A 16,113-nucleotide genomic window follows, 5' to 3' on the forward strand; every position below is an offset into this window, starting at 1 on the left:
TTATAAGGAATAAACCATGTCTGAAATGACGCCTCGTGAAATAGTTTCTGAATTAGATCAACATATTATCGGTCAAAGCGACGCTAAGCGCGCAGTGGCGATTGCCCTAAGAAACCGTTGGCGCAGAATGCAGCTGCAAGAGCCAATGCGCCATGAAGTGACCCCAAAAAATATTCTTATGATTGGGCCGACCGGCGTGGGGAAAACCGAAATTGCCCGCCGTTTGGCAAAATTAGCCAATGCGCCGTTCATTAAAGTAGAAGCCACCAAATTTACCGAAGTGGGTTATGTGGGCAAAGAAGTGGATTCCATTATTCGCGATTTAACTGACAGCGCCATGAAGTTGGTACGCCAACAGGAAATCGTCAAAAATCGTGCTAAAGCGGAAGAAGCGGCAGAAGAGCGAATTTTAGATGCCTTATTGCCTGCGGCGAAGAACCAATGGGGGGAAGTGGAAAACCGCGATAGTCAAAGCAACACCCGTCAGATTTTCCGTAAGAAACTACGCGAAGGTCAGTTAGACGATAAAGAAGTGGAAATCGATGTGGCCGGTGTATCCATGGGCGTGGAAATCATGGCTCCTCCTGGCATGGAAGACATGACCAGTCAATTACAATCCATGTTTGAGAACCTTTCCGGTAGCCAAACTAAAAAACGCAAAATGAAAATTAAGGATGCGCTAAAAACCTTAATTGACGATGAAGCGGCGAAATTGGTGAACCCGGAAGAATTGAAACAAAAAGCCATTGATGCGGTGGAGCAAAACGGCATCGTGTTTATCGACGAAATCGATAAAATTTGTAAAAAAGGCGAATACAGTGGCGCGGATGTCTCCCGTGAGGGCGTGCAACGCGATTTATTGCCGCTGGTGGAAGGTTCAACCGTCAACACCAAACACGGTATGGTGAAAACCGATCACATCTTGTTTATCGCTTCCGGTGCGTTCCAAGTGGCGCGCCCATCAGATTTAATTCCGGAATTGCAAGGCCGTTTGCCGATTCGCGTGGAGCTTTCTGCACTGACGGCGGAGGATTTTGAGCGTATTCTGACTGAGCCGAACGCCTCTTTAACCGAGCAATACAAAGCCTTAATGGCAACGGAAGGGGTGAATATTGAATTCACACAAGATGCTATTAAGAAAATCGCCGAAGCGGCATTTCGTGTCAACGAAAAAACCGAAAATATCGGTGCCCGCCGTTTGCATACGGTGATGGAGCGCTTAATGGATAAAATCTCCTTCAATGCCAGCGACATGGACGGTCAAACCGTGAACATTGATGCCGCATATGTCACCGAAGCCTTGGGTGAGGTGATTGAGAATGAAGATTTAAGCCGTTTCATTCTGTAATTTTTTCTTTGTTATGAAGGCACGATAAACATCGTGCCTTTTGTTTTCTTAAGTGCGGTGGGTTTTTAGAAAGTTTTTGTAGTTGTAGGGTAAGTTGTTTACAATGAGCCCATCTTTTCATCAGCTTGAGTGTCATTATGCAGATAAAAAAATGCCTTGTCGCCTTACTATTAGGCTCCGTGTTATTAACCGGATGTTCCTCTTCCATCGATCCACAAACCGGCGAACGTAAAGACGCCTTGGAAGGGTTTAACCGTAAAATGTGGGATTTCAACTATCACGTTGCTGACCCTTATGTGTTAAAACCCTTGGCGAAAGGTTGGAAAAACTATGTGCCAAGCCCGGTGCGTACCGGTGTCATCAATGTGGCGGATAATCTTGATGAGCCGGCAAGTTTTGCCAACCGTTTGATTCAAGGGGATTTTAAGCAGGCACTCATTCATTTTAACCGTTTCTGGATTAACACGATTTTCGGTTTGGGCGGTTTAATTGATGTGGCAAGTTATAGCGACCCGTTGAAAAAACAAGGCGATAATCGTTTTGGTGATACATTAGGACGCTATGGTGTCGGAACCGGTCCTTATGTGATGTTGCCGTTATATGGTGCAGCAACGCCGCGCCAAGACATTGGTAATCTGGCGGACACGACCTATCCAATGCTTTCCTTACTTGGCCCTTGGGGTTTCTTAAAAGCCGGTTTGCAAGGCATTGATACGCGCGCGAAATTGATGGATAAAGAGGCGCTATTAGATCAGGCACAAGACCCGTATCTTACTTTCCGTGAAGCTTATTTCCAACGTTTGGAACAACGCATCAACGGCGATAAAGAGAAAAAAGCGGATCCGGTTTTATCAAACGATATTCTCAACCAAATTGATTAATAGGAGAGCGGTTATGGAAATGTCATCTACCCAACGTTTAATTTTAGTTAACCAATATAAATTAATGGCGTTATTAGACCCGACCAATGCGGCAAAATACCAACGTCTAGAAACTATTGTGAAAGGTGGATTTAGCTTGGAATTGCGTGAGTTGGATAACGAGTTTTCGGTGATTTCGGAAGAAGAATGCCGCACGGTATTGGATACGTTGGAAATGTATAAAGCGTTGCAAATTTCCTATAACAATTTGAGTGATAAATCCGAATTGAGCGAACACCGATTACAGTTCGTTGGTTACTGCGCCGTGCGTGAGAAAAAATACCTTAACTATCTCCGTTTCATCACAAGCGTGGAAGGAAAATATCAGGAATTTATGCGTTGCGAACACGGTTGCGATTCCCAAACGCCAATGAGAGACAAATATTCCCGCATGATCGATGCGTGGAAAGCGTGCCCTCATGAATATCATTTAAGCATGGCGGAAATTCAGAATATCTTGAATGCTTAATTTTTAAAAACACCGCAAAAATAAACCGCACTTCAGTCACTAAAGTGCGGTTGTTTTTTAGGGTGAATTTTATTGGGGATTACAAATAAGATTTTTCAACCACTTTTAAGTTGTCATCTAATTTATACACCAACGGCTGGCCGGTTGGGATTTCTAAATCCATGATATCCGCATCGGAAATGCCTTCAATGTGTTTTGCAAGTGCACGTAGAGAGTTACCGTGCGCAACCACTAAAACGCGTTTACCGCTTAATAATGCCGGTGCGATTTGGTCTTCCCAGAATGGAAGTACACGCTCTAAGGTCACTTTTAAGTTTTCGCCATCCGGAATGACATCAGCCGGTAAGTGTGCGTAGCGACGGTCATTGTGGGCAGAATTCGGGTCTTTCGGATCTAATAATGGTGGTAATGTATCGTAAGAACGGCGCCAAATGTGAACTTGCTCATCACCGTATTTTTCTGCGGTGGCTTTTTTGTCTAAGCCTTGTAGTTCACCATAGTGACGTTCATTTAAACGCCAGTTTTTCACTTGTGGAATCCATAATTGGTGAGATTCTTCCAACACGATATTACAGGTTTTGATCGCACGAGTAAGGACGGAGGTGAAAGCAATGTCGAATTCAAAACCGGCATTCAATAATTTTTGACCTGCGGTTTTGGCTTCTTCCACGCCGCGCTCGGTCAAATTGACATCGCGCCAACCGGTAAATAAGTTTTTTGCATTCCATTCACTGAAGCCGTGACGAATAAAAACTAATTCCATAATAAGTCTCCTAGATTAATTAAAAAAACTGCTTCAGTTATAGCAAAAAAACGCTTTTTTATAAAGGAAAAACTCGTTTATTTTCCACCGCACTTTTGCGTCAAAAGGGCATCTTTCGCGAGGTTTTTTTCGCACGTCTTTTTTAATAAAAAAGAGGCAACCGATTGCTTTCGGTGAATCTGTGAAATAGATCAAAATACAGGGAATTAATCGGAAATAAACGTTCCCATCACAGATGTTTTTAGATAGGCTAGAGGGAGTTTTTCAATTATTCATGTTACAAGGAGTCACTATGTCAGCACTTTTCGAGATGGCACAAAATTGGTTAAACCAAGATCCGGACGCTGAAACGCACGCAGAATTAACCGCACTTTTAAGCTCGGCAAAAAGTGGCGATGCAAAAGCGGAAGCTGAACTTGCTGCCCGTTTTGATGGACGTTTACAATTCGGTACCGCCGGTTTACGCGGTCGCCTGCAAGCCGGTTCTATGGGGATGAATCGCGTGTTGGTGGCGCAAGCTGCCGGCGGGTTGGCTGAGTATTTAAAAGGGTATGACAAACAGCCTTCCATCGTGATTGGTTATGACGGCCGTAAAAACTCCGATGTATTTGCACGCGACACGGCTGAAATCATGGCGGGCGCCGGCATTAAAGCCTATTTATTACCACGCAAATTACCAACCCCGGTGTTGGCTTATGCTATTCAATATTTTGATACTACTGCAGGCGTCATGGTGACAGCCAGCCACAACCCACCGGAAGATAACGGCTATAAAGTTTATTTAGGCAAAGCCAACGGCGGCGGACAAATCGTTTCTCCAGCAGATAAAGACATTGCGGCGTTAATTGATAAAGTCGCGGCAGGTAGTGTGAAAGATTTACCGCGCAGCCAAGATTACGTTGTGTTAGATGACACCGTGGTGGATGCTTACATTGCAAAAACCGCTTCGCTTGCGAAAGAACCACAAACCGACATTAACTATGTTTACACCGCCATGCACGGCGTGGGCTATGAAGTGTTGAGCAAAACGTTGACAAAAGCAGGCTTGCCACAACCGCACATCGTTGCTGAACAAGTCTGGCCAGACGGCACTTTCCCAACCGTGAACTTCCCTAACCCTGAAGAAAAAGGCGCGTTAGATTTAGCGATTCAAGTGGCAAAAGCAAACAATGCCGAATTTATTATTGCCAATGACCCGGATGCTGACCGTTTAGCGGTGGCAGTGCCGGATGCTGAAGGCAACTGGAAACCATTGCACGGCAACGTGGTGGGTTGCTTCTTAGGTTGGTATTTGGCGAAACAATATCAAGCGCAAGGTAAAAAAGGCGTATTGGCTTGTTCCCTTGTTTCCTCGCCTGCCCTGGCAGAGATTGCCAAACGTTATGGTTTTGAATCCCAAGAAACCCTTACCGGCTTCAAATACATCGGTAAAGTTCAAGGCTTGTTATTTGGTTTTGAAGAAGCATTGGGCTACTTGGTGGATCCGGACAAAGTACGCGATAAAGACGGTATTTCAGCCGCTATCGTGTTCTTGGATTTAGTGCGTAGCTTGAAGAAACAAGGCAAAACCTTGGCAGATTATGCAGAGGAATTCACCAAAGAATTTGGTGCTTATGTGAGCGGACAAATTTCTATTCGTGTGAGCGATTTGTCTGAAATCGGCAAATTAATGACCGCACTTCGCAATAACCCACCAAGCCAAATCGGTGGTTTCAATGTGGCACAATTTATCGATCACACCAAAACCGACCGTCAAAGCGACATTTTGGTCTTCGTTTTGGAAAACGGCAGCCGTCTTATTGCGCGTCCGTCCGGTACTGAACCGAAAATCAAATTCTATCTTGATGCGCGTGGTACAGATCCGAAAAATGCCGATCATGTGTTGGCGGAATTTGATGCGGCTGTTCGCGCGATTTTACGTCAAGAGGCGTATGGTAAGCAGGATTGCTAATCAGCCCGACTAACGAGAAATAAAAAACGGTATTCTTATCTAAGAATACCGTTTTCTTTTGGAAAGTGCGGTGGATTTATGCCGCTTTTTTCTCAAACAATTTTATTAATGGCAATATCACTAAACAACAAATTGCGCCTATAGCCAAACCGGTAACCAGTGTGGCGATTTGCCCTAAAACGCCCTCAGCGAGGTGAAGATTTCCTAAAAAGTGGTGAATGGCTTCAACGTTATGCACGAAAATCCCGCCACCGACCAAGAACATTGCTAGGGTGCCAATGAAGCTTAATGAACGCATAAATTTGGGCATTAAAAATAAAACGCCTTTACCGAAATGGCTTGAGATACCACCTTTTTGCATTAAAAATAAACCGAAATCATCGGCTTTGACGATAAGCGCCACAATGCCGTAAACGAAAACGGTGATGCCAATTCCAATGAGTGAAAGGGCGATGATTTGCACGGAAATTGGTGATTCAGCGAGTTCGCCTAAGGCGATAATAATAATTTCGGCAGAAAGAATGAAATCTGTACGCACGGCACCACGAATTTTGGCTTTTTCATCGAAAGCACTTTTTTCGTGATGGTGTTCATGAGCAAAAAATTTATGCAGAATTTTTTCCACGCCTTCAAAGCACAAATAGGCACCACCGAGCATTAATAAAGGCACGATGAGCGCCGGCAAAAAGGCGGCTAACAACAGTGCGATAGGAATTAAAATCACCTTATTCACCAAGGAACCTTTTGCCACCGCCCATACAATCGGCAATTCCCGTTCCGCAGTGGCGCCGGTTACTTGATTGGCATTCAACGCCAAATCATCCCCTACCACACCGACCGTTTTCTTGGCAGCCACTTTGGTCATCACAGACACATCATCCAATAACGATGCAATATCATCCAATAAAGTAAACAATGAGCTAAACGCCATTTTCTTTCCTTGTGTTAAAACGAAATAAACAAGCGCATATTGTGGGGAGGAGGGCGATGGGAAGTCAACGGGAATTTACGAAAGTGCGGTCAAAATCTCTCGTGTTTTTGACCGCACTTTTGGTGGATGAGGTATTTACTTTTATATTAGTTTCTATATTTTTTATATTGTTCACATACTTCTTTATTTATTGAAGAATCTAATGATAAACACCAATATATTGGTGCCGTAAACCTGTATCCTAAATCATAATAGCAACTTGGATTAACATAAACTTTGCTAGATTTCTCATTCACTTTTTTGGAGCAATACATTATGTCTTCATAACTAAGTTTTTTTCCATCTTTTTTCCAATAATAATTTGAATGGGGAGCTCCATTATCTATGTAGCACCCAGAGATAACAAAAAATAATAACAATATTAAATTTCTCATTTTTTATTCCCTTTATCATTTAATTTTATTGTGTTAAATGAAGGCCCAATATTTCCCACGATGGCGCGCGTTTCCTAACGCGTGCCTAAAACATCCGTTTTGTTTGATGCAGGTCTTCACTATTTTTATTAATAATTTCAGTTTGTTTATTTTTTTGTTAGATAGATACAAGCACGCGTCGGGAGACGCGCGCCATCGAGGGGGTTACCATAGAAGATAAGCCCGAAACCACTACTTCCGCTGCCGGTCTGCCGGCAAGTGCGGTACTCAGTACGTTCATGGCCGAATCCACCAGTCGGCGTTGGCGTCCCCCGGTTTCCCATTCCTTGACATCTTTCATTCATTACATAAGCCTTTATTCATTCTTTTCGGACTTTTTAATCCACATTCATTTGAGCTAAAAATAACATATCCCTTTTGAATCATGCACTTATCAAAAATTAAACTATGATCCACGGGATATATAATGCTAGATAAATGTTTATCTCTATATTTAGAACCACAAGAAAAGGCATCTTTCCAACGTTGTTCTATATCAGTATTACCGACAGAAAGCTTTTTTTGATAATATGCAATCGAGCTAAATGCTATTCTAGGTTCATCACAAGTCACTAATTGTGGAGAATGAAAACACCCATCTTTCCAGTAAAACAAACAGCCATTTAAGGAAAACAAATAGACAAGTAACATAAAATATTTCATTTTAGTGACCACCTATTTTCATTAAAATTTCTACCATATCTGATAAAAATGCATCCGATAAAGCAAATGGTGCGGATATCGGTATTGCAATTGTTACTTAGTAGGCTATTCATTACATATCCCCTTATCCCATTTAGAATTTTTATAACCGCATTCTGCGGGCCAAAATCTTTTATATCCTTTCCTTTCCATACAAGATTGAAATTCTTCGTATTTACCAGTTTTATTAATGTAGTAAAGTTCTTGATCTCCATATTTACTACCACAGCTAACAGCATCTTTCCAACGCTGTTGCTGATCAGTTTTACCTATACTATAAGGCTTTTGATAATGTGCTATAGCTGGCCATAATTTGCCTTTATCAACACAATTAACCATTTGTGGAGTATAAAAACATCCGTTTGAATACCAACATCCGTTTAATATAAAACAAAGAAGAAATAAGGAGTATCTCATTTTATTTACCTCCTATTTTCATCAAAAGTTCAAACATATCTGATGACATTGCATCCCCCACGCTGGCGCGCGTTTCCTAACGCGCGCTTAAAACATCAAATTGATTTAATTCAGATTTTTACTATTTTCATTAACAACTTTATTCAGTTTTGTCTATTTTAGTTAGATTCAAGAACGCGTCAGGAGACGCGCTATCTGGTGGCAGATCTTGCCTTTAGAAAAGTGCGGTCAATATTCAAGAGATTTTAGAATTCACTGAAAATTGACCGCACTTTTAAGCGCCTTTGTTAATTACTGCCAAGGCTTAGCATCAGGCTTGCTGTGTTTTTTTCGCCATTGAATACATGCAGGTCTATTCCACATTAGTGTATTTTCACAAACAGGTCCGCCTTTTAAATACCAGCCTTTTTTCTCTAAACAAAGATTCACCTCCGGATCATCACTTTCACCGGTAACAAAATCCATACCACAATCCTTCATATCTTTTTTCCTTCTATCAAGGTATTTTGTTAAAACATTAGGATCTGAATCAGGAAATAATGCATCTGCATTATGTAGGCGCCAATTATAGTATGGCGGTAGAGGTTGAAACCATCCACTACAGCTTGTAAGCAATAAGATTGAGGGTATTAAGAATAAAAATCTTATTTTTATTTTATTTCTCCTTCGCTTTATTTAATTCAAAAATAGTTCTTTCATTATCCATTTTAAGATCTCCCTCAGTTCTATATCGCCACGATGGCGCGCGTTTCCTAACGCGTGCCTAAAACATCCGTTTTGTTTGATGCAGGTCTTCACTATTTTTATTAATAACTTCAGTTTGCTCACGCTTTGCTACAATTAGACTGTTTTTACTTCCTATATTTATCATATATAGCACAATCTTTAGGTCTATGATAACAATAAAGCCAACTGCTGGTTTTAAATATATAACCATTTTCATATATGCATTTAGCATATAAATCCTGGTTGTTATCTATATGGTGAATTTTTTCAAAACATTTATTTTTTAATTCTGCTGATGCTTTAACTTTACTTTCTCTGTGTTCCCAGTATGCCATTTTATCTATGGTATAACTTTCTCTATAAGTAAACATTGTCCAACATCCTGATAAAAAACAAGAAATAATAACAATACTTAAAAATTTCATCTTTCTTTTCCTACTTTTTCAAATTCCCCCACGATGGCGCGCGTTTCCCAACGCGAGCCCAAAGCATCAATTTCGTTTTATTCAGTTTTTCATCTATTTTCATTAGCAACTTTATTCAGTTTGTCTATTTTAGTTAGATTCAAGCACGTATCAGGAGACGCTCGCTATCTAGGGTATTTTTTACTTTCTACTTTGCTATTGTTCTTTGTTTTCATTTTCACAATAATACATGACATGTACATTTCCTTTATATTTCATACATATTTTCTTTCCATTAGCCTCTTTGTACATTTTATTAAGATTATGCCAAGCCTCATCTGAAGAATATGAAAGGCAAGATTGAATAAAAATATTCATAAAGAATATAACTAAAATTCTCATTATTTCCATCCCCATAACTAACGCAAGGTGTATGAACCAAAGATTAACGCACGCTACCTTGCTGACGAATTAATTTTCTTTCTCTAAAAAAAAACGCGGTCATTTTTCAGATTATTTTTAAAATTTAAAAACTTCCAAAGTTTTGACCGCACTCTGTTTAAATAATAAATTCAATGCGTTACAAGTTACATTTTCCCTTATCCCACTTAGGATCTTGATAGCCACATTCAGCGGGAGAAAGATATATATACCCCTTAGTATTCATACATTCATCAAGATTTTTATATCTTTTGTCATTTATTTGATAGTTTTGCGGATAGTAGTGTAGATTTATATCACCATACTTTCCTCCACAAGAAACAAGATCTTTCCATCGTTGTTTTGAGTTTGTATGTCCTAGTAGTTCTTTTTTTTGATACCCTGCAATTAATGGATATTCTTTCCCCTTATCAACACAATTAACCATTTGTGGAGTATAAAAACATCCGTTTGAATACCAACATCCGTTTAATATAAAACAAAGAAAAAATAAGGAGTATCTCATTTTATTTACCTACTATTTTCATCAAAATTTCAAACATATCTGATGACATTACTCGGACAAAGCAAATGGTGCGGATACTGGTATTGCAATAGCAATTGTTACTTAGTAGGCTATTCATTACATATCCCCTTGTTCAAGCTTTTAGGTTCTTTTACACCACATTCTGAGCTGTCAAATATATGATATCCTTTACTTTCCATACAAATACGAAATTCATTTCGGAAATTTTGGGGTTTAATAACACTCCATAAATTACTATCTCCATATTTAGCTCCACACAATTCAGCATCTCTCCAGCGCTGATTTATATCAGTATGCCCGATACTATCTATTTTTTGATAATAAGCGATAGAAGAAAATGGCACTTTATCCATATAGCAATTAACCATTTGCGCTGTATACAGACACCCATTATGCCAATAGCAACCATGAAGGAATAATAGAGATATCATCAAAAACTTTTTCATTTTTATTTCCCCCCCCACCACACGATGGCGCGCGTTATCTAGCGGCAGATCTTGCCTTTAGAAAAGTGCGGTCAATATTCAGTGAATTCTAAAATCTCTTGAATATTGACCGCACTTTTAAGCGCCTTTTTTAATTACTGCCAAGGCTTAGCATCAGGCTTGCTGTGTTTTTTTCGCCATTGAATACATGCAGGTCTATTCCACATTGTTTTTTCTTCACAGATTGGACCACCTTCTAGATACCAACCTTTTTTCTCTAAACAAAGATTTACCTCCGGATTATCACTTTCTCCTACCACATAATCCATACCGCAATCCTTCATATCTTTTTCTTTTCTATCAACATATTTAGTTAAAACATTAGGATCTGATTCAGGGAATAATGCATCTGCATTATGTAAGCGCCAATGATCATGTGGTGGAAGTGGTTGAAACCATCCACTACAGCTTGTAAGCAATAAGATTGAGGGTATTAAGAATAAAAATCTTATTTTCATTTTATTTCTCCTTCGCTTTATTTAATTCAAAAATAGTTCTTTCATTACCCATTTTAAGATCTCCTCCAGTTCTATATCCGTCAGTAATACATTGTCGTTGCCCTAAGCCATGGCAATTATGTACGGATAAACGTTCATCACTAAACATATCTGCTGTTCGCTGTAACCAGCTTTTATTCAGATTATTTTCAGATGTCGTTGCAGGATTTCCCCCCAATAAAATCGGCATACTACCTACTGGGTCACTAGCATGATTCTCAATCCGAATTGAACCATTTGAAGCCGTTCTTTCTTTACCGGTTTGCCCCTACGATGGCGCGTGTCTTCTGACGCGTGTCCAAAACATTAATTTCGTTTGATTAAGATTTTTACTATTTTCATGAATAACTTCAGTTTGTTTATTTTTAGTTAGATATAAGCACGCGTAAGGAGATTCGCGCTATTTTTTTGGAGGGCTAAACGCCATTTTCTTTCCTTGTGTTAAAACGAAATAAACAAGCGCATATTGTGGGGAGGAGGGCGATGGGAAGTCAACGGGAATTTACGAAAGTGCGGTTAAAAACGAGGGAGATTTTAACCGCAGTTTTGGTGGGATGGGCTATATTTTTTTATCGGGGAACAGATCGCAATGATGAAAAATAATTCATTTTTTTAACAGGAGAAATCAGGACCGGTGTAAATTAGTGGTATATTTGTGCGGCGTTACAAGAAAGGAATAATTATGGTTATGCAGTATCAAATGAATAAGTCACTACTTCGGGTTCGGGCTAAAAACATGTTAAGTAGGCAAAAAATGCGTCTGATTTTCACCGCACTTTTGTTCTGCACGCCCCTTCCTTTTGCTGCACCTAACGAGGATTTATCAAAAATTCATCAGCAAATTCAACAACAAAAACAGAAAATTGAGCAGCAAAAGCGGGAACAGCAGAAACTACAGAGCACATTAAAAACTCAAGAAAATCAGATTAACAACGTGATTGGTAAATTGCGTCAAACGGAATCGGATTTAAAAGAAATTCGTAAAACAATCAGCGATACCGATAGACAAATCAAACAGTTACAAAAACAAGAAAAAGAGCAAAAAGCCAAACTGGCGAAGCAGTTGGATTCTGCCTATCGTTCCGGCGCGAACCCATCAGTGGCGGAGCGGATGCTCTCCGATAAAGGGCAAAATGCAGAACGCATGAAAGCGTATTATGAACATTTGAATCAAGTTCGGATGGGGTTAATTGAGGAACTTAAGAATACGCAGGAGCAGCTGGCAAAACAAAAAGCCGCCATTACAGAACAACATAAAACGCAACAGGCGCAGCTTGCCGGACAGAAAAAACAGCAGCAAGAATTGCAAAAAGTACAGAAGGAACGCCAATCTACGCTGAACCAACTGAACCAAAACTTAACGCGTGATGAAAATAAATTAGAAGCGCTGAAAGCCAACGAAAATGCGTTGCGCCAAGAAATCCAGCGTGCGGAACAAGTGGCGCGTCAGCAAGAACAACGTGAGCGTGAGGCGTTAGCACAGAAAAAACAGGCGGAAGAAACGAAAAATCACAAGCCTTATCAACCAACAGCGCAAGAGCGCCAACTGCTGAACAGCACTGCCGGGTTAGGCACGCCGAAAAAACAATATGGTTTTCCGGTGGCAGGCAAAGTCGTAAACAGTTTCGGTTCAACTCAAATGGGCGAGTTACGCTGGAAAGGTATCGTGATTGCGGCGGGCGCCGGTACACCGGTAAAAGCCATTGCTGACGGGCGGGTGATCCTTGCCAACTGGCTGCAAGGTTACGGTTTAATGGTGATTGTGAAACACGGCGATAGCGATTTGAGTTTGTATGGCTACAACCAATCGGTTGCGGTGAAAGAAGGGCAGCTTGTGAAAGCTGGACAGAAAATCGGCGAAGTGGGCAATAGCGGCGGCCAATCGAAAAGTGGGTTGTATTTTGAGATTCGCCGCAAAGGCGTGGCAGTGAATCCGCTAGGTTGGTTGCGATGACCTTGGTGATCAGAAAAACGTTGTTGTTGGCGACCGCACTTTTGGCGGCGCCCTTTGCCTATTCCGCTAAACTTGCCATAGTGATTGACGATTTAGGCTATCACGCAAAAGAAGATGCCCAGATTTTGGCGATGCCGAAAACAGTGTCGGTGGCGATTATTCCGGCTGCGCCTTACGCCAAACAACGTAATCAACAGGCGTTCCAACAAGGGCGTGATATTCTCATTCATATGCCCATGGAAACGCAGTCTAAAATGAAAATTGAAGACGGTGGTTTGCATTTGGGCATGTCACAAGGGGAGGTGAATCACCGCGTTCAAACCGCTCACAATATTGTTTCCAACGCCATTGGGATGAACAATCATATGGGAAGCGCCGCCACGGCAGATGGGCCGTTAATGACCAAATTAATGACCGCACTTCGTGAGCGTCATTTGTCTTTCCTGGATAGCCGCACTATTGGTCGCAGTGTGGCGGGTAAAATGGCAAAAGAACAAGGTGTACGCACGTTAGATCGGCATATCTTTTTAGACGACAGCGATACGTTTGCTGATGTGCAACGACAATTTCAAGCCGCCGTGCAATATGCACAGAAACACGGCATCGCCATTGCCATCGGGCATCCGCGAAAAAATACCATTGCCGTCTTGCAAGCGGGCATCGCCAATTTGCCTGCGGACGTGCAGCTGGTTTCTATGGGTAGTTTGTGGCGAAACGAAAAAGTAGCACCGCCGAAACCTTTTATCCTTCTCTTTAGCGAAATGCCTGCGCCCACCTCCATTCCACCTTATACCTCAGTACCATTGTTGCGTGGCGTGCCTTAGTCTTGCTGGTCTGTTACACAGATGCTTTAGAAAGCTTCTGCAACAGCCTATCCATCGCCCGATAACCTAATGCTTCTGCTAAGTGTCGCTGATGAATTTGCGTTTCTCCTTCTAAATCCGCAATGGTGCGGGAAACCTTGAGTATGCGGTGGTATGCCCGCACAGACAGCCCGAGTTTGGTTAGCGCATTTTCTAAAAATAGCGCATCTTTTTCCTCTAGTTTGCAATCCCGTTCAATTTCTTTGCTGGTTAAATGGGCGTTAATTTTGCCGGCACGTTGAAGCTGAATAGCGCGTGTTTGTAAGACTTTTTCTCTCACGGTGGCACTGGATTCGCCACGGTCACCACTATTTTGCAGGCTACCTTGCGGCAGTAATGGTACCTCAATAGATAAATCGAAACGATCTAAAAAGGGGCCGGAGAGGCGATTTAAGTAGCGCATGATTTGTTGTGGTGAGGTGCGGTTATGCGTGCCTTGATAATGCCCTGTGGGGCTTGGGTTCATGGCGGCAATCAGCTGAAATCTTGCCGGAAATTGAATCTTGGCATTGGCACGGGAAATGATGATTTCACCGCTTTCTAACGGCTGGCGGAGTGCATCCAATACCTTGCGTTCGAATTCAGGCAGTTCATCCAAAAACAACACGCCATTGTGTGCGAGGGAAATTTCCCCGGGTTTCGGAATCGAACCGCCTCCCACCAATGCCGGTGTGGAGGCACTGTGGTGAGGCGCACGGAAAGGACGTTGTTTCCAGTTGTGAAAATTCAGTTCATTTTGTACCAAACTGGCCACAGAGGCGGTTTCAATGGCTTCTTGGTCGCTCATTTCCGGCAGTAATCCGGTTAAGCGACTGGCGAGCATGGTCTTTCCTGTGCCGGGTGGGCCTAAAAATAACAAATTATGTTGCCCGGCCGCGGCAATCATTAAAGCGCGCTTGGCATGTTGTTGGCCGATGATGTCTGTTAGATCTTTGGGATTTTCAGGGAAAAAATCCACCGCACTTTGGGTTTTGATGTCGCCTGCAAGAGGCAATTCGCCCTGCTGATTGAGAAATTGCACCACATCTAATAAGGAATTGGCGTAATAGGTTTCTTGCTCTGAAACCAGAGAGGCTTCATTGGCATTGCCTTGTGCAATAATGCATTTCCGCTTAGCTTGTTTCGCCGCCAGAATCGCAGGGATGACACCATGCACGGCGCGCAGTTGACCGGTCAGGGCAAGTTCGCCGATAAATTCAAATTGTTTTAATTTTTCTGCATCAATATAGCCGGAGGCGGCTAGCATGCCGATGGCAATAGGCAAATCAAAACGTCCGCCTTCTTTGGGTAAGTCTGCCGGGGCAAGGTTGACGGTAATGCGTTTAGCAGGGTAGCGAAATTCGGCATTGAGCAACGCGCTGCGGACTCGGTCTTGGGCTTCTTTCACCGTTTTTTCCGGCAAACCGACAAGGGTAAAGCCCGGTTTGCCGTTGCTTAAATGTACTTCAATGGTGACCAGTGGTGCTTGAACGCCCATGGAGGCGCGGCTGTAAACGATGGCTAAAGACATGTTGGGCTCCGTCATGCAAAAGAAAAAGGCAGAGCGACAAACATAAAAAAAGTGCGAAATGAAAGAAATTCACACCGCACTTTTTTGCGATCAGGATCGCAGAAGTGGCTTTTTTTAGGCGAAAACCGGGGCAAACCAGGCGTCTAATTTGGCGGCTAAGCGATCAATCCCGGTACGTTTCAAGGCAGAAAAAGCCTCTACTTGAATATCGCCTTGGAACGGTAAAATCGCTTCACGCACCATTTTGACTTGCTTACTACGTTCGCTTTGGCTCAGTTTATCCGCTTTCGTGAGCAGTAATAACACCGGTAATTCGGAAGCCACTGCCCATTCAATCATTTGCTGATCCAAATCTTTGAGCGGATGGCGAATGTCCATCAAAATCACAATTCCGGCAAGACACTCACGTTTTTGCAAATATTCGCCAAGGGCTTGTTGCCACTGCAATTTCATTTGTTCCGGCACGGCGGCATAGCCATAGCCCGGCAAATCCACTAATTTGCATTGCGGTTCCACTTCAAACAAATTGATGAGTTGGGTACGGCCAGGGGTTTTTGATGTGCGAGCAAGGTTTTTTTGATTCGTTAAGGCATTCAATGCCGTTGATTTCCCCGCATTAGAGCGACCGGCAAAGGCGATTTCAACACCGCTGTCTTCCGGTAGACTTTTTAGGTTCGGTGAACTGGTTAAAAAATGGGTTTTTTGATAATTCAGTTTAATTTCTGACATGATG

Annotated in this window: 19 protein-coding genes; 6 read left to right on the forward strand and 13 right to left on the reverse strand. The window is 42.1% G+C overall.

The annotated features are described in order from the left end of the window. The first annotated feature begins 16 nt into the window (after positions 1–16). The 3 genes from hslU (at position 17) to J5A60_RS00435 (ending at position 2,737) form a co-directional block, all read left to right on the forward strand. A complete protein-coding gene (hslU, locus tag J5A60_RS00425; RefSeq protein WP_005715625.1) occupies positions 17–1,348 on the forward strand; it encodes an HslU--HslV peptidase ATPase subunit in 1,332 nt (443 codons plus the stop codon). 137 nt (positions 1,349–1,485) lie between these two features. After that, entirely contained in the window at positions 1,486–2,229 is a 744-nt protein-coding gene (locus tag J5A60_RS00430) for an MlaA family lipoprotein (RefSeq protein ID WP_212510219.1), read from the forward strand. A gap of 13 nt (positions 2,230–2,242) precedes the next feature. Next, positions 2,243–2,737: a YfbU family protein gene (locus J5A60_RS00435; protein WP_109433271.1), complete on the forward strand. Its 495-nt coding sequence runs from the start codon at positions 2,243–2,245 to the stop codon at positions 2,735–2,737. A gap of 79 nt (positions 2,738–2,816) precedes the next feature. On the opposite strand, the gene J5A60_RS00440 is transcribed toward J5A60_RS00435, so the two are convergent. After that, positions 2,817–3,500 carry a 2,3-diphosphoglycerate-dependent phosphoglycerate mutase gene (locus J5A60_RS00440; RefSeq protein ID WP_048749730.1) on the reverse strand — a complete coding sequence of 228 codons (684 nt, stop codon included), beginning with the start codon at positions 3,498–3,500 and terminating at the stop codon, positions 2,817–2,819. Positions 3,501–3,792: 292 nt separating this feature from the next. Here J5A60_RS00440 and J5A60_RS00445 point away from each other — a divergent pair, with 292 nt between their 5' ends. Beyond that, positions 3,793–5,451, forward strand: a complete 1,659-nt coding sequence (locus tag J5A60_RS00445) for a phospho-sugar mutase (RefSeq protein WP_212510220.1) — start codon at positions 3,793–3,795, stop codon at positions 5,449–5,451. 76 nt (positions 5,452–5,527) lie between these two features. Here J5A60_RS00445 and J5A60_RS00450 read toward each other — a convergent pair whose 3' ends face one another. The 10 genes from J5A60_RS00450 to J5A60_RS00495 all read right to left on the reverse strand — a co-directional run bounded on the left by J5A60_RS00450 (position 5,528) and on the right by J5A60_RS00495 (position 11,243). Then, positions 5,528–6,382 carry a DUF808 domain-containing protein gene (locus J5A60_RS00450; RefSeq protein WP_212510221.1) on the reverse strand — a complete coding sequence of 285 codons (855 nt, stop codon included), beginning with the start codon at positions 6,380–6,382 and terminating at the stop codon, positions 5,528–5,530. 591 nt (positions 6,383–6,973) lie between these two features. Further along, on the reverse strand, positions 6,974–7,156 hold the full coding sequence (locus J5A60_RS00455) for a hypothetical protein (protein ID WP_111296865.1): 183 nt from the start codon (positions 7,154–7,156) through the stop codon (positions 6,974–6,976). After that, positions 7,153–7,506 carry a hypothetical protein gene (locus tag J5A60_RS00460; RefSeq protein WP_162541233.1) on the reverse strand — a complete coding sequence of 118 codons (354 nt, stop codon included), beginning with the start codon at positions 7,504–7,506 and terminating at the stop codon, positions 7,153–7,155. Before J5A60_RS00460 ends, J5A60_RS00455 begins: the two co-directional genes overlap by 4 nt. Positions 7,507–7,623: 117 nt before the next feature. Next, complete coding sequence (locus J5A60_RS00465; RefSeq protein WP_105890994.1) at positions 7,624–7,974, reverse strand: hypothetical protein; 351 nt, start codon at positions 7,972–7,974, stop codon at positions 7,624–7,626. 291 nt (positions 7,975–8,265) lie between these two features. Beyond that, the gene (locus tag J5A60_RS09505) at positions 8,266–8,439 is read right to left on the reverse strand and encodes a hypothetical protein (protein ID WP_249113876.1); all 174 of its coding nucleotides are present in this window, start codon (positions 8,437–8,439) and stop codon (positions 8,266–8,268) included. Positions 8,440–8,825: 386 nt separating this feature from the next. Continuing rightward, positions 8,826–9,125: a hypothetical protein gene (locus J5A60_RS00475; RefSeq protein WP_212510222.1), complete on the reverse strand. Its 300-nt coding sequence runs from the start codon at positions 9,123–9,125 to the stop codon at positions 8,826–8,828. A gap of 559 nt (positions 9,126–9,684) precedes the next feature. Continuing rightward, positions 9,685–10,050 (reverse strand): hypothetical protein, encoded by a 366-nt coding sequence (locus J5A60_RS00480; protein WP_249113877.1) that lies wholly within the window; start codon positions 10,048–10,050, stop codon positions 9,685–9,687. Between the two features lie 110 nt (positions 10,051–10,160). Next, positions 10,161–10,517 carry a hypothetical protein gene (locus J5A60_RS00485; RefSeq protein ID WP_212510223.1) on the reverse strand — a complete coding sequence of 119 codons (357 nt, stop codon included), beginning with the start codon at positions 10,515–10,517 and terminating at the stop codon, positions 10,161–10,163. Positions 10,518–10,651: 134 nt separating this feature from the next. Further along, entirely contained in the window at positions 10,652–11,014 is a 363-nt protein-coding gene (locus J5A60_RS00490; RefSeq protein ID WP_209363613.1) for a hypothetical protein, read from the reverse strand. A gap of 1 nt (position 11,015) precedes the next feature. Beyond that, positions 11,016–11,243, reverse strand: coding sequence for a hypothetical protein (locus J5A60_RS00495; RefSeq protein ID WP_080351559.1), 228 nt, complete (start codon positions 11,241–11,243; stop codon positions 11,016–11,018). 546 nt (positions 11,244–11,789) lie between these two features. On the opposite strand from J5A60_RS00495, the gene envC reads away from it, so the two are divergent. Together envC and J5A60_RS00505 are read left to right on the forward strand one after the other, a co-directional pair. Next, the gene (gene envC / locus J5A60_RS00500; RefSeq protein ID WP_212510224.1) at positions 11,790–13,007 is read left to right on the forward strand and encodes a murein hydrolase activator EnvC; all 1,218 of its coding nucleotides are present in this window, start codon (positions 11,790–11,792) and stop codon (positions 13,005–13,007) included. Then, the gene (locus J5A60_RS00505) at positions 13,004–13,831 is read left to right on the forward strand and encodes a divergent polysaccharide deacetylase family protein (protein ID WP_212510225.1); all 828 of its coding nucleotides are present in this window, start codon (positions 13,004–13,006) and stop codon (positions 13,829–13,831) included. Before envC ends, J5A60_RS00505 begins: the two co-directional genes overlap by 4 nt. A gap of 13 nt (positions 13,832–13,844) precedes the next feature. Here J5A60_RS00505 and J5A60_RS00510 read toward each other — a convergent pair whose 3' ends face one another. Both J5A60_RS00510 and yihA read right to left on the reverse strand, forming a co-directional pair. Then, a complete protein-coding gene (locus J5A60_RS00510) occupies positions 13,845–15,380 on the reverse strand; it encodes a YifB family Mg chelatase-like AAA ATPase (protein WP_212510226.1) in 1,536 nt (511 codons plus the stop codon). A 114-nt stretch (positions 15,381–15,494) separates the two neighbouring features. Then, positions 15,495–16,109, reverse strand: coding sequence for a ribosome biogenesis GTP-binding protein YihA/YsxC (gene yihA, locus J5A60_RS00515; protein WP_109859916.1), 615 nt, complete (start codon positions 16,107–16,109; stop codon positions 15,495–15,497). Positions 16,110–16,113: the final 4 nt, after the last annotated feature.

Origin of the sequence: Aggregatibacter sp. oral taxon 513, from assembly GCF_018128305.1 — a bacterium.
Lineage (GTDB): Bacteria > Pseudomonadota > Gammaproteobacteria > Enterobacterales > Pasteurellaceae > Aggregatibacter > Aggregatibacter segnis_A.

Coding starts and splice junctions, on each gene's coding strand:
- hslU (WP_005715625.1), top strand. CDS start 17: ATGTCTGAAATGACGCCTCGTGAAATAGTTTCTGAATTAGATCAACAT.
- J5A60_RS00430 (WP_212510219.1), top strand. CDS start 1,486: ATGCAGATAAAAAAATGCCTTGTCGCCTTACTATTAGGCTCCGTGTTA.
- J5A60_RS00435 (WP_109433271.1), top strand. CDS start 2,243: ATGGAAATGTCATCTACCCAACGTTTAATTTTAGTTAACCAATATAAA.
- J5A60_RS00440 (WP_048749730.1), bottom strand. CDS start 3,500: ATGGAATTAGTTTTTATTCGTCACGGCTTCAGTGAATGGAATGCAAAA.
- J5A60_RS00445 (WP_212510220.1), top strand. CDS start 3,793: ATGTCAGCACTTTTCGAGATGGCACAAAATTGGTTAAACCAAGATCCG.
- J5A60_RS00450 (WP_212510221.1), bottom strand. CDS start 6,382: ATGGCGTTTAGCTCATTGTTTACTTTATTGGATGATATTGCATCGTTA.
- J5A60_RS00455 (WP_111296865.1), bottom strand. CDS start 7,156: ATGAAAGATGTCAAGGAATGGGAAACCGGGGGACGCCAACGCCGACTG.
- J5A60_RS00460 (WP_162541233.1), bottom strand. CDS start 7,506: ATGTTACTTGTCTATTTGTTTTCCTTAAATGGCTGTTTGTTTTACTGG.
- J5A60_RS00465 (WP_105890994.1), bottom strand. CDS start 7,974: ATGAGATACTCCTTATTTCTTCTTTGTTTTATATTAAACGGATGTTGG.
- J5A60_RS09505 (WP_249113876.1), bottom strand. CDS start 8,439: ATGGATTTTGTTACCGGTGAAAGTGATGATCCGGAGGTGAATCTTTGT.
- J5A60_RS00475 (WP_212510222.1), bottom strand. CDS start 9,125: ATGAAATTTTTAAGTATTGTTATTATTTCTTGTTTTTTATCAGGATGT.
- J5A60_RS00480 (WP_249113877.1), bottom strand. CDS start 10,050: ATGAGATACTCCTTATTTTTTCTTTGTTTTATATTAAACGGATGTTGG.
- J5A60_RS00485 (WP_212510223.1), bottom strand. CDS start 10,517: ATGAAAAAGTTTTTGATGATATCTCTATTATTCCTTCATGGTTGCTAT.
- J5A60_RS00490 (WP_209363613.1), bottom strand. CDS start 11,014: ATGAAAATAAGATTTTTATTCTTAATACCCTCAATCTTATTGCTTACA.
- J5A60_RS00495 (WP_080351559.1), bottom strand. CDS start 11,243: ATGCCGATTTTATTGGGGGGAAATCCTGCAACGACATCTGAAAATAAT.
- envC (WP_212510224.1), top strand. CDS start 11,790: ATGTTAAGTAGGCAAAAAATGCGTCTGATTTTCACCGCACTTTTGTTC.
- J5A60_RS00505 (WP_212510225.1), top strand. CDS start 13,004: ATGACCTTGGTGATCAGAAAAACGTTGTTGTTGGCGACCGCACTTTTG.
- J5A60_RS00510 (WP_212510226.1), bottom strand. CDS start 15,380: ATGTCTTTAGCCATCGTTTACAGCCGCGCCTCCATGGGCGTTCAAGCA.
- yihA (WP_109859916.1), bottom strand. CDS start 16,109: ATGTCAGAAATTAAACTGAATTATCAAAAAACCCATTTTTTAACCAGT.